12 protein-coding genes and 3 pseudogenes are annotated in these 12,778 nt (G+C 36.3%); 7 read left to right on the top strand and 8 right to left on the bottom strand.

Translation table 11 applies throughout. The features are described 5' to 3' along the window. Positions 1 to 140 precede the first annotated feature (140 nt). The 6 genes from queA to NBW36_RS04830 all read right to left on the bottom strand — a co-directional run bounded on the left by queA (position 141) and on the right by NBW36_RS04830 (position 3,700). A complete protein-coding gene (gene queA / locus NBW36_RS04855) occupies positions 141 to 1,187 on the bottom strand; it encodes a tRNA preQ1(34) S-adenosylmethionine ribosyltransferase-isomerase QueA (protein ID WP_250238138.1) in 1,047 nt (348 codons plus the stop codon). 125 nt (positions 1,188 to 1,312) lie between these two features. Further along, on the bottom strand, positions 1,313 to 1,915 hold the full coding sequence (locus NBW36_RS04850) for a hypothetical protein (RefSeq protein WP_250238136.1): 603 nt from the start codon (positions 1,913 to 1,915) through the stop codon (positions 1,313 to 1,315). Between the two features lie 266 nt (positions 1,916 to 2,181). After that, positions 2,182 to 2,697, bottom strand: coding sequence for an IS6 family transposase (locus tag NBW36_RS04845; RefSeq protein WP_256465615.1), 516 nt, complete (start codon positions 2,695 to 2,697; stop codon positions 2,182 to 2,184). Between the two features lie 59 nt (positions 2,698 to 2,756). Beyond that, positions 2,757 to 2,909 (bottom strand): hypothetical protein, encoded by a 153-nt coding sequence (locus tag NBW36_RS05750; RefSeq protein ID WP_439099467.1) that lies wholly within the window; start codon positions 2,907 to 2,909, stop codon positions 2,757 to 2,759. Between the two features lie 70 nt (positions 2,910 to 2,979). After that, positions 2,980 to 3,564 (bottom strand): group II intron maturase-specific domain-containing protein, encoded by a 585-nt coding sequence (locus NBW36_RS04835; protein ID WP_250238134.1) that lies wholly within the window; start codon positions 3,562 to 3,564, stop codon positions 2,980 to 2,982. Further along, complete coding sequence (locus NBW36_RS04830; RefSeq protein ID WP_250238132.1) at positions 3,515 to 3,700, bottom strand: hypothetical protein; 186 nt, start codon at positions 3,698 to 3,700, stop codon at positions 3,515 to 3,517. The genes NBW36_RS04835 and NBW36_RS04830 overlap by 50 nt, the downstream gene beginning before the upstream one ends. 380 nt (positions 3,701 to 4,080) lie before the next feature. Between NBW36_RS04830 and NBW36_RS04825 the strand changes: the two genes are divergently transcribed. Then, on the top strand, positions 4,081 to 4,224 hold the full coding sequence (locus NBW36_RS04825) for a hypothetical protein (protein WP_250238130.1): 144 nt from the start codon (positions 4,081 to 4,083) through the stop codon (positions 4,222 to 4,224). A 106-nt stretch (positions 4,225 to 4,330) separates the two neighbouring features. On the opposite strand, the pseudogene NBW36_RS04820 reads toward NBW36_RS04825, so the two are convergent. Then, a pseudogene (locus tag NBW36_RS04820) lies at positions 4,331 to 4,932 on the bottom strand (IS6 family transposase); the annotation flags it as partial. 378 nt (positions 4,933 to 5,310) lie between these two features. Between NBW36_RS04820 and NBW36_RS04815 the strand changes: the two are divergent. Then, positions 5,311 to 5,576: pseudogene (locus NBW36_RS04815) on the top strand (transposase); the annotation flags it as partial. A gap of 45 nt (positions 5,577 to 5,621) precedes the next feature. Here the strand turns inward: NBW36_RS04815 and NBW36_RS04810 are convergent. Further along, positions 5,622 to 7,115, bottom strand: coding sequence for a sodium:solute symporter family protein (locus NBW36_RS04810; RefSeq protein WP_250238129.1), 1,494 nt, complete (start codon positions 7,113 to 7,115; stop codon positions 5,622 to 5,624). A 442-nt stretch (positions 7,116 to 7,557) separates the two neighbouring features. Here NBW36_RS04810 and NBW36_RS04805 point away from each other — a divergent pair, with 442 nt between their 5' ends. From NBW36_RS04805 to NBW36_RS04785, 5 genes and pseudogenes are all read left to right on the top strand, one after another. After that, on the top strand, positions 7,558 to 8,037 hold the full coding sequence (locus NBW36_RS04805; RefSeq protein WP_250238128.1) for a transposase: 480 nt from the start codon (positions 7,558 to 7,560) through the stop codon (positions 8,035 to 8,037). Positions 8,038 to 8,050: 13 nt separating this feature from the next. After that, a pseudogene (locus tag NBW36_RS04800) lies at positions 8,051 to 8,757 on the top strand (IS6 family transposase). 74 nt (positions 8,758 to 8,831) lie between these two features. After that, positions 8,832 to 9,179: an FtsL-like putative cell division protein gene (locus NBW36_RS04795; protein ID WP_250238127.1), complete on the top strand. Its 348-nt coding sequence runs from the start codon at positions 8,832 to 8,834 to the stop codon at positions 9,177 to 9,179. Between the two features lies 1 nt (position 9,180). Continuing rightward, complete coding sequence (locus NBW36_RS04790; RefSeq protein ID WP_250238126.1) at positions 9,181 to 11,160, top strand: peptidoglycan D,D-transpeptidase FtsI family protein; 1,980 nt, start codon at positions 9,181 to 9,183, stop codon at positions 11,158 to 11,160. Between the two features lie 100 nt (positions 11,161 to 11,260). Continuing rightward, complete coding sequence (locus NBW36_RS04785) at positions 11,261 to 12,754, top strand: UDP-N-acetylmuramoyl-L-alanyl-D-glutamate--2,6-diaminopimelate ligase (RefSeq protein ID WP_320412871.1); 1,494 nt, start codon at positions 11,261 to 11,263, stop codon at positions 12,752 to 12,754. The last annotated feature ends 24 nt before the right edge of the window (positions 12,755 to 12,778 follow it).

The following is a 12,778-nucleotide window of genomic DNA, read 5'->3' as shown; positions in this document are numbered from 1 at the left end:
ATCCATCCAAAAAGAATGGAGCAACCATTGCACCCCTCCGATACGTAGCGCCTTTTCAAGCATTAAAAAATATAGCCTACATAGACGATACCTTTTTCCCAATATAGGAAAATATGAACGGTATAACCTACTGTTATGATCTATATAATCAACATAGAGTCGCCATATAAGAAAAATCGATAACGTTCCTTTATTGCTTCGGCATAAGCAGTTAAAACCAATTTCTCGCCTCCAAAAGCAGCTACACTGACCAAAGAGATAGAAGAGGGAAGATGCAATGTGGTCAACAATGCATTGCACACTTTGAAGGAACAAGAAGGTAAAATAAATTTATTGGTCCAGCCACTGGCTTCTTTTAATTCGCAAGAGACTGAAACAGAAGATTCCATAGCCCTTAAAACCGAAGTGCCTACGGCACAAACTTTTCTTTGATGATGTAGGCTGCGGTTTACTACCTTTGCAGTTTCTTGGGTAATCATAAAACGTTCAGAGGAAGCTCTTACCTTGGTTAGATCTTCCATATCAATCGTACTTAGTTCACCTAAACCAATATGCAATGTAACCGGCACAACAGAAATGTTCTGTAAGGCTAAATATTTCAACAAATAAGGAGTAAAATGCAACCCGGCAGCTGGTAATACAATACTACCTATGTTTTGCGCAAATAGGGTCTGATAGTATTCTCTATCTTCTGGCTTGGAAGGACGCCCTATTTGATGTGGCAAAGGCATATGGCCAATTTCGTTAATCAATGCATAGAATGCTTCTTCCGTTCTGTCAAACAATAATTTAAGGGTGCGACCTCTTGAAGTAGTATTATCTATAATTTCAGCCACCAATTCGCCATTGCCAAAATAAATTTTATTGCCTATTCGGATTTTACGTGCTGGCTCCACAATAGTATCCCACAAACCGTGCTCATCATTCAATTTTCGCACTAAAAGTACTTCTACTTGAGCATTTGTTTTTTCTTTACAGCCATAAAGCTTACAAGGCAACACTTTAGAGTCGTTGACCACTAAAGTATCCCCTTCACTAAAATAAGTAGGAAGATCTTTAAAAGTTTTATGCTCTATTTTGCCACTATCTTTATGGACAACCATTAAACGTGCCTCTTCTTTTACCTCCATCGGATATTGTGCAATGCTATGCTCTGGTAGCTCAAACTTAAAATTTGACAACTTCATAGTATATAATTAAAAAAAAGATTTGCCCCTTTTTGAAGACTGCTTGGGGAACAAGCCATTGGTTTTCCATCTACTATGTCTGGTATTCAGGTGTTTATTCTATATTTAGAACGACTCATATGCTATTAGAATAAACAACAGAGATCAAGGCAAACGAAATTATTATGACAATAACAGTTCATTGAATCATTATTTGGATCTTTTTTATACATTACGCCAGGCACATCCCAGCAATAACTTAACCCTACAAACAGGCTATTGGTTAGACTAAAATCATATTTTATGCCGCCACCTAAAAGGATAAAACAGCCCAACGGGCGTTTTGTTAAAAAAGGGGGTGCGCCTGAATGGAGTGGTGCAGTGGCTCTAAGAGGCAGATGGATAGAGGGTATGATACCTAGTTTACAATAGATACTGGTATCAATCATCACCTCACTGGTATACAATCTGCATAGGACAGGCACCCACACATAATCTAAAACATAGGCCTCATCTATAGCGGATACCGATTCACCAGCTTCACGAGCCAATGCAATACGGCCAAAGGCATAGGAAAGACCTAAGCTAAGACTACAGTGCTCCTGTAGCACAAAATGATAGGCACCACCAAAGTGTATCCTTATAGCACCTCCTTGATCATAGGGGGGCGGTTGCATTTGGTGGCTATACATCCTATTGGTAGCGTAAGAAGGGGAACATTCAACACTAAAACGACCAGGCAATGCCATAGCATTACTATGCCTGATTAAAAAATACAAAGCTAACATTACAACCCTCCTCATAGGGGACTAAGTTACAGTTATTTTATGGTAAAAATAAATTTATAGTTATCTAATTTGTTAAATTTTTATTTAAACTGTTGTATCTTTTGAGCGTTATAATAACGCCTAAAAGGTATCTGCTCAAATCAGTGGTAAAAAAGGAATTTTTACCGGTTCTGTCGCGTCTATAGTTTTCTTAGTATAGGTTTTTCGTTTAAGTCAAATTTTGGATATTATGCGGCCATTAAGATAGCAAAGTTCTCAAAAGTAGAAAGATGATTTTTAGCTCCTCTTACTTGTCTTTTTTGAATCATACGAATGTTTTCTATCCCTGAAATAGTAATGGAAGCAGAATAAAAATTCTTAAAACCCAGCATAGGTTTTATCCGTTTTTTGATAAACCTATGATCTTGTTCAACTCTATTATTCAAATATTTGTTTTGAAATATTTGAATGGTATGATCTTGATCAAGATCTGTATTGATCGCATCAAGGGCAGCTTTATTACTACCGCTTTTGTCAATTACTACTTTCTTAGGAATATTATTTTCTGTGATCGCCTTGCGAAAAAAAGAAAGCGTTGAAGACTTGTCTCTATGATCAGATAGAAAAAAGTCAACTGTATCACCATAACGATCTACTGCTCTATATAAATAGATCCACTTCCCGTTTAGTTTAACATAGGTTGGTTCTGTCGCTTCTATATTTTCGTTAGTAACGTCTTTTCTTTTAAGTGAAGTTTTGGATATATATTGGTTATTATTCGGCCATTAGCATAACAAAATTCTCAAAAGTAGAAAGATGATTTTTAGCTCCGATTACTTGTCCTTTTTGAATCATAGGAATGTTTTCTATCTCTACAATGGTCTAGAGTAAAGAAATGGTTGGACCACTTAAAATTAAGCATATCTATTGCTTCTGATTGCTCGCAATACAGTAGCTGACTAACTTGATTCTTCATTGTTTACCCATTCCCTTCTCATCCTAAGGTACGTTCAGTTTTCCCGAATAGGGCGGTCCGACAGTCTTCTTCATAAACTTTGCACAACTCTCTCAGGATACTTAATCATTCCACTACCAATGTACAACATCCCCATTGTATAGAGTTTGCTATTGGGATAGCTTTGCCACCCACACCCACGGCCTTTTCTTCTATGGGTTAAGTATCTGCGAAATCGGTTATTAATAAAGTCCTGCAATCTAACAAAAGCTTCACTCGCATTCGTATGTTTAAAATAGTTAACCCATCCTAACACTACTGGTTTTATTTGCTCGATGAATGTTTGAGGTTTGATTAGTGCTCTTCTACAAGTCAGGTATTTTAGTCTGTTACGGATGCTTTGTTGGGATTGTTTCGTTGGAAATACATAAATGCTATTTCTGCCACTTGTTGGACTCTTTCTTTTTACAAAGTAAAAACCTATGAAGTTAAAGCCTTCTTTCAGTTTCGTTATTCGTGTCTTTTGGTGGTTAATAATGAGCGATAACCTCTTTACTAATTCTGTGAATTTCTCCAGCGCTAAGCTAGCACTCTTACGACATACCAAAATTGCATCATCACAATACCTATGCAAGGTTGCGCTTAGCTTTTCTGGATACCCCCTTGAGTGCCACACTTGGTCTATAACATTTAGGTAGATTACTATACAACGGTGATATTGGTGATCCTTGCGGTACTCCAACTTTCTTGCATGTAATTTTACCTTGTTTTACTATTGACGTTGTTAGGGTTTGTTTAATTAGCTTCAACATACTGCCATCTGCTATCCTTTTACTAATAACCTGAGTTCGGGATTAGATTATTTTTTCATTTGATAATCAATATTAATAAAAATTCATAAAATTTGTTTTATAGACAGTTAAATAGGTAGTTGAATAACAAATAATTGTGATAATCAGTTTATTATATATATTATATTTATAAAATTAGATATAAAAACTTGTTAAATAGGTGCAAATATTAACTAAATAATTGATATTAAATTGTTGTAAATCAGTCAAATAAATCCCGAACTAAGGTTTATACAATAAAGTTTCCAGTGGCCTACTGGATTCATATCAGATCTCCCGGACTACGATGTGAAACATTCATAGCGTGCAACCCCTAACACCCCGGCACTTGTATGATGGTCATGGTCTATTTTTTCCATCCTACTATCAGCCTTCCTGTAGCCACTAGACAGTCGGCAAATGCGCTTAAACGGCTTAACGAGGCTAATTTGGGTTCACTTTTGTTGCAGCCCGCTATTTTGCAGATTCATTTAAAGGTAACTTAAACCTGTGAATCACCCCACAAATCCAACCTCCTGCTAGACTCCCGAAATAGACAAATTAGAGTCAGGGGACTTACACCCCATTTGTTGCACACCTGTGCCGGCGTGCAATGGCTGCAGACTTAAAACACTTAAAACTAAGCATAGGTTTTAGCCGTTTTTTGATAAACCTATGATCTTGTTCAACTCTATTATTCAAGTATTTGTTTTGAAATATTTGAATAGTATGATCTTGATCAAGTTCTGTATTGATCGTATCAAGGGCAGCTTTATTACTACCGCTTTTGTCAATTACTACTTTCTTAAGAATATTATTTTCTGTGATCGCCTTACGAAAAAAAGAAAAAGCTGCAGACTTGTCTCTATGCTCAGATAGAAAAAAGTAAACTGTATCACCATAACGATCTACTGCTCTATATAAATAGATCCACTTCCCGTTTAGTTTAACATTAGGTTTCATCCATTCTCCAACTACCACCAACTGGTCGTTTTCTTTTGCTTACTGCTTCATCTATTAAGAGGAACAAACTTAATAACCCATCTTTGTAGCGTAGAATGATCAACTCTTGCGCCTCTCATACGCATCATCTCTTCCAAATCTCTATAGCTCAAGGAAAAACGACACTTCATCTAGACAAATAACAGGATGACTTCTGCTGAAAAACAATAGCCCTTAAAATAAGGTAATAATTTGGGAGAAATATTAAACATAATAACTACTTTTTTAACTGCAGATACTAAAAACCTGAGTTCGGGATTTATTTGACTGATTTACAACAATTTAATATCAATTATTTAGTTAATATTTGCACCTATTTAACAAGTTTTTATATCTAATTCTATAAATATAATATATATAATAAACTGATTACCAGAATTATTTTTTATTCAACTACCTATTTAACTGTCTATAAAACAAATTTTATGAATTTTTATTAATATTGATTATCGAATGAAAAAATAATCTAATCCCGAACTCACGTTAAAATAATGATTTTTTAGAATAAACGCGACAGAACCCGGTCTCCTATTGATTAATAATACTTCAGGGACGACTAATTAAATAAAATCATAAACCTTAAATGCTCTAGGGGTAAAAAAGGTTATGATTTGCATAAATATGGAACTATAACCGTAGCAGAAAGTTATCAAAAAGGCGTAAACGCAGAAGCCAATTGAACTAAAAAAGGTGATAAACTATATTATGGCTATAAACGTTATATCCTCGTGTAAAGTCAAGAAGGTTTGGTGCTAACAGTCAGTATTACAAAAGCATCTAGCCATGATAGTGCGCATTTACAGGTCTTATTGGATAAAGTAAAGCTGCAACCAGGAGTAGGCTCTACGCAGATAAGTAGCATATAAACTCCTTTTATAGCTATCTATCTTCTAGGATGGTATTACTCTAAGTCTATAAGTTTTTTATACTTTTTAAATGCCCGTATTAGCTGTTCCATTCTTCTCTGTTGATCGCTGCTCCCAATCCACCCCTTACCATCCGGTTGTGGCAATAGATAATGGGCAGCGATCATAGCCAAGGCATTGGCTGCTAAAGGAATAATTTCTATATAAGGAATAATTTCTATATCACCTATATCTATTGCAGGTGTACCCCACTTTTCAAAAACCAAATAGACCAGTATACCTACAGTCATTCCAATCAAAGCTGTATAAGCACTGCCCCGAAAACCCAAAATAGCTAAGATAAAAGGAGGTATTACTGCAACCATAAAAAAAGATGTAAGATAGGTCCAAGCAAACTTGGTTAATTCAAATAGATCAGGATAGTAAACCGTTACGATCATAGCCAATAGGCCAAGTACTAATGCAGTTAATTTAGCCAGTCGAATCTGGTACATACAGGAGCCTGCTTTTACGCCTCGAATGCTTTCTACCACATCATGGCTGGCCATAACTGCAGCAGTGTGTAAGTTGGAATCAGCTGTGGACATGGTCATCCCTAATAAACCAATGACTACGCATCCTTTATAAGGAGGTGACATAGCAGCCAGGATGTATGGCCAAATTTCTGTTACTGATAGCGTTGGATCCCATACAAAAACAAGCAGGCCAATGGATATGATATACCCCACTATAATGACCCTAAAAAGCGTTACACGCAACAAAACCTTACGGGCTTGAATTGGGCCAGAAGCCATATATACCCTTTGTAGAAGTACAGGAGACAGCAAAAATGGAGTCAATAGAACCCACAAAACAAGTTTCAATAGCTTTTTATCAAATTGGAAGAGGGTACCGAACTGAAATTTTTCTTGCTTTTTTAAAAGCAATATAACTTCTAAAAATGATTTACCTGTTTTTACAAATACAAACTTAATAACGAGTGGAATAATAACAGTAAAGGTTGCGAATTGCAATATATCGGTAACAGTAATGGCACGAACACCCCCAAGCATAGCATAGGTAATAAGGATTAAGGTTGCCAGCACGGTCACAATACGAGGGTCAATCGAATCTATACACATGCCGATAGCAGAAGACATTACACTGATTTGAATAGCAACAACACCAATAGAAAAACAGATACCCAATAGAGCGGCAATAGCTCTTGGGTACTTGCCATATACACTACCTATCGTCTCTGCAACAGAAAGGTGCCCCATAAATGGACCCATACGCAGCCCCAGCAGACTGACTGTCCAAAAACCCACTGGTATCATTAATAAAGTGACTATGTGATGCAGGCCAAGGCTATAAATATTGGGCATCTCACGCATCAGGCTCCCTCCTCCAAAAACCGTAGCCAATGCTGTAACCACCAAGGTAGTCGTGCGAAACCGCTTATTACCCACAGCATATTCGCGAAATGTAGTTGCTTTTTGGTTAACGTAAAGGCCTGCCACTAGGGTCAATCCTAAAAAGGCCAATGCCATTAAAAGGGGAGTATTATATAGTATCATAGATAGAACAAGATTTGATAAGCGCTGTTCAGGGATTAAACGTATAATAAAAACAACCAATTTATATAAATGTATAAAAATATATGCATACAATTATTTCGTTTTTATACCATAAAAAATAATTGCTAAAAGCATCAGTGGATGGATAGCTTTATGCAATCGAGGATCCATTATAAAATATAATCGAGTAGCAAACGCACGTAAAAAATTCATATGATACATGCCAAAGAAGAGAAAGGGTCCCATTTTAAAACAATTTTTATTGTACGTACAAATAATTCAGCTGATGTCAAAAAAGATTATGCTTAATTTTTTATACTATTCAGGATTAGATCACTATCCACGGGGTCTTTTGTTTTAAGTGTGTAAATATTTTTTAGGATTTATCTTTACCTAAATCATAACACTTAAAACAATGAAAAGAAAAGAGACAGTTAAAGATGGGATAAGCAAGGCCATAGATGTACTGATAGAATCAGGTGTAGACCTTTCCAGACTTTTTGATCAAGACGGCTTACTCAAACAATTAAGTAAGCGTCTTGTAGAAAAAGCATTACAGTCAGAAATGGATGACCATTTAGGTTATAATAAGTATGCACGTAGTGATTCAGAGAATGCACGTAATGGATTATCCAGTAAGCAAGTTATTACTGATAATGGCGTTATATCGGTTGAAGTACCCAGAGGTAGAGCATCGACTTTTGAACCTATTTTATTGCCTAATCGTCAAACAAGAATTTCTGGTTTGGATGATAAGATCTTATCTTTATATGCTAAAGGTATGAGTCTGTCAGATATTCAGATTCAAATACAGGAATTATATGGCGCAGAAGTAAGTGAAAGCGGTTCTGTCGCGTTTATTCTAAAAAATGATTATTTTAGTATCGGTATTTAAAAAAGTAGTTATTATGTTTAATATTTCTCCCGAGTTATTACCATATTTTAAAGGTTATTGTTCTTCATCAGAAGTCATCCTGTTATTTGTATACATGAAGTGTCGTTTTTCCTTGAGCTATAGAGATTTGGAAGAGATGATGCGTATGAGAGGCGCAAAAGTTGATCATTCTACGCTACAGAGATGGGTTATTAAGTTTGTTCCTCTGATAGATAAAGCAGTAAGAAAAAGAAAACGACCAGTTGGTAGTAGTTGGAGAATGGATGAAACCTATGTTAAACTAAACGGGAAGTGGATCTATTTATATAGAGCATAGATCGTTATGGTGATACAGTTAACTTTTTTCTATCTGATCATAGAGACAAGTCTTCAACGCTTTCTTTTTTTCGCAAGGCGATCACAGAAAATAATATTCCTAAGAAAGTAGTAATTGACAAAAGCGGTAGTAATAAAGCTGCCCTTGATGCGATCAATACAGATCTTGATCAAGATCATACCATTCAAATATTTCAAAACAAATATTTGAATAATAGAGTTGAACAAGATCATAGGTTTATCAAAAAACGGATAAAACCTATGCTGGGTTTTAAGAATTTTTATTCTGCTTCCATTACTATTTCAGGGATAGAAAACATTCGTATGATTCAAAAAGGACAAGTAAGAGGAGCTAAAAATCATCTTTCTACTTTTGAGAACTTTGCTATCTTAATGGCCGCATAATATCCAAAATTTGACTTAAACGAAAAACCTATACTAAGAAAACTATAGACGCGACAAAACCAAACTATTTAGAAATGAGGGAAAATACCTATAAGCCTATTAAAAAACACACTTTATTTGGTCAGTTAGAAAAGAGATTACATTTAAATGGTATCTCTCTAAATACTCCTTATTACTTATCTTGTTTGTTTTATCTTTTATTTTTAGGCTTACTTTACATCTGGAATACACATTATCATGAAAAGATGTTGCATAAGATCCATCAACTTCAGCCCATAGTAGATGACCTTCGCGTAAAACACATGCGGTTGCAATCCAGTTATATGTTTGACAGTAAACAATCAGAAGTAGCTAAAAGGGTTGCCCAGTTAGCCATTTATGAAAGCAAGGTTCCTCCTTATATCATCAAATCTAACCAGTAAAGTGACCTTTACTAAGGCCATTTTATTACGTGCCAGAATAATTTTTCTTTCTGCTATATTTTTTGTAGCGCTTATTATATGGAAAATAGTTCACTTACAGTTTGTAGAAGTAGATAAATGGCGCAATTGTGCTAAAGTGGCACAGTTAGAATATAAACCTATTGTAGCATCCAGAGGTAATATTTATGCTTATGATGGTGCTTTATTGGCTACTTCTCTTCCCTTTTATAGGGTTGCTTTAGATCCTGTTGTGGCTTCAGATGCCTGCTTTAAAAAAGGAATAGATCCACTTAGTCAAGCATTATCTGACTTTTATAAAGATAATCCTCCTAAATACTACAAGAAGCGGATTATGGATGCGCGTGCTAAAAAACGGAGGTATCTATTGTTGCATGCAGGGTACATCACCTATGAAGACAAGAAAAAAATGAGTCATTGGCCCATTTTTAATCAAGGTAAATTTAAGGGAGGTGTGATTTTTGAAGCACAATATAAACGCTACAACCCCTTTAAGGAGTTAGCTAGACGTACCATTGGTATACATAGGGAAACATATGGATACGGGCTAGAATATGCTTTTAACAAAGCATTACAAGGAGTAGATGGAAAAGCACTTTACCAGAAAGTTGTAGGTGGCAATTGGAAAAAAGTTCCAGAAAGTACCATGATCCCTCCTATACATGGGTCTGATTTGTTTACCACACTGGATATCAACTTACAAGATGTAACCCAAAGTAGTTTGTTAACTGTTCTAGAGCAAACCAATGCGGAAAATGGTTGCGCTATTGTAATGGAAGTGGCTACTGGAGCCATTAAAGCAATTGCTAATTTAGCGCGTACAGAATCTGGAAAATATATAGAATCTTATAACTATTCTATTGGCAGCCAGGGTACTGTCGAACTAGGTTCTATTTTTAAGTTGGCATCCATGTTGGCTTTATTAGAAGAAACAGGATGGCCGCTTACTAAGCCAATAGATACTGGGCATGGTGCGATTCAGTTTTATAATAGATGGATGAGAGATGTAAAAAAAGGAGGTTATGGGGTGCTTACCTTGCAAGAGGTATTTGAGAAATCTTCTAATGTTGGTATCTCCATGGCTATTCAAGAAACCTTTGGTACAAACCCTCAAAGATTTATTAACTATATGGAGCAATTAGGCATGAACCAACCCTTAGGCGTTGAATTAGCTGGAGAAGGAAAACCCTATATGATCACGCCGAAAAGCAAAATGTGGAGTGGTGTGGCACTGCCATGGCTTTCTATTGGCTACAACTTGCAGATCACACCCCTTCAGATGTTGGTACTGTACAATGCAGTGGCCAATAATGGTAAAATGGTGAAGCCTATGTTTGTACAGCATATAAAATCAGCTAATGGTATGGTTAAAAGTTTTCCGACCACTATTTTAAAAGAAAAGATCTGTTCAGATGAAACTTTGTGTAAACTAAAAATGATGTTAGAAGGAACGGTAGAAAAGGGGTTGGCACAACGCATTAAGCATGGATTTTATAAAATAGCTGGAAAAACAGGTACTGCCCAAAAGTTGGTAAGTGGGAAATATACAGACCATCACCTTACTTCATTTGCTGGTTATTTTCCAGCAGATCATCCTCGCTATAGTTGTATTATTGTTGTAGACAGCCCACAAGGAGCAACTTTTCAGTTTGGTTCAGAAGTTTCTGCTCCCATATTTAAAGATATTGTCGATAGAATAGCTGGAAAAGATTTGCATGCAAGAAAACCCATTAATGGATGGTCTCATCCATCTAAACTTTCTAATGTTAGTAATACCAACGAATTAAAGTTTTTATATCAATGCCTTCAGCTCTCTATACCTGAAAGTGTAAATGTAGAAGAAAACTGGGGAAGTCTGGAAATCAGCTCTGAAGGAGAAAAATTTCAGCCATGTAAGCATCAGTCTTCAAAGGCAGTGCCGAGTGTATTGCATATGAAACTACGTGATGCGTTTTTTTATTAGAAAAAAATGGCCTAAGAGTTACGGTAGAGGGAAACATATATGGTGTGGTATCTACACAATCTAACGTAACTTCTGATCAGATTACTATCCTGTTAAAGTAATGATGAAAAATCTTCAAGCACTTCTAGTAGACATACCTGTACAAAAAGTATTGGGTCGAACTGATCTGCCTATACAAGTTCTTTGTTTTGATAGCCGTAAAGCAGTAGTCGATTCTTGTTTTGTTGCCATAAATGGTAGTCAGGTAGATGGACATCACTATATAGCAATGGCTATAGAAGCAGGTAGCAGCGTTATTGTATGTGAGCGCCTCCCTCACTCCATTCAGGCAGCTGTAACCTATATAGCGGTTGCCTCTACTCTTAGCGCACTGGGGATTATGGCTGCCAACTTTTATGACCAGCCTAGTAAAAAACTAAAAATAGTAGCAGTTACCGGTACAAATGGTAAAACTACTGTTGTACACCTACTGTATAACATGGTGATGAAGATGGGCTATAAGGTGGGTATGTTTTCTACTATATACAATAAAGTACTAGATCAAACCTATCCAGCTAGCCATACCACTCCAGATGCATTGCAGTTACAGTCACTTTTGCACCGTATGGTTGCAGTGGGTTGTAGGTATTGTTTTATGGAAGCAAGTTCGCATGCCATCGTTCAAGAACGATTGGCAGGTATAGATTTGACAGGTGCCATTTTTACCAATATCACCCATGAACATTTGGACTACCATCTTGATTTTAGGTGTTATATTCAGGCTAAAAAAAAACTCTTTGATGGCTTACCTGCTACAGCTTTTGCTCTTATGAACCAGCAAGATAGAAATAGTGCCATTTTGCTTCAAAATTGCAAGGCTAAAAAGTTTACTTTTTCACTTCAAGACGCTGCTGATTTTAGAGGAAAAATAATTACCAATACATTACATGGATTAGAATTGGAAATAGGTCATCAGTCGGTTTGGTTTCAGCTTATTGGTGCATTGAATGCCAGCAACCTATTGGCTGCTTATGGCGCCTCTCAGTTATTGGACTTGAATAACCAAAAAAGCTTGATATCGCTTTCAGCTATTCCCCCTATTCTAGGCAGAATTAATAGAGTGCGCCATGGAAAACCACAACAGGTGATTATAGATTATGCCCATACGCCGGATGCCATTCAAAAAGTAATTGCTACATTGCGTTCCATGCTTCCTGCTGGCAGTAGGCTGATTACCATTATGGGTTGTGGGGGCAATCGAGATCAACAAAAGCGGCCTATCATTGGGAAAATTCTATCTCAAAATAGTGACATGGCTATATTTACCAGTGATAATCCAAGAGATGAAGATCCACAGGAAATTATGCATTCTATGCAGCAAGGTGTACCTGAAACAGCATTGCCAAAGGTGTTGCATGTAGTAGATAGAGCTATGGCTATTAAAACAGCTTGTTTACTGGCTCATTCGAATGATCTCATTTTAATAGCAGGGAAGGGCCATCAACATTATGAAGAAATCAAAGGGATTAAACATTACTTTTGTGAGGAACAGATTGTTCAAGAAATCTTAGGTGATACAAAGGAAGGGTTCTGTCGCGTTTATTCTAAAAAATGATTATTTTGGTATCGGTATTTAAAA

This window comes from Cardinium endosymbiont of Oedothorax gibbosus, assembly GCF_936981045.1.
GTDB lineage: Bacteria > Bacteroidota > Bacteroidia > Cytophagales > Amoebophilaceae > Cardinium.
The sequence above is the reverse complement of the archived record's forward strand: the minus strand, read 5'-3'. Positions and strand labels throughout refer to the sequence as shown.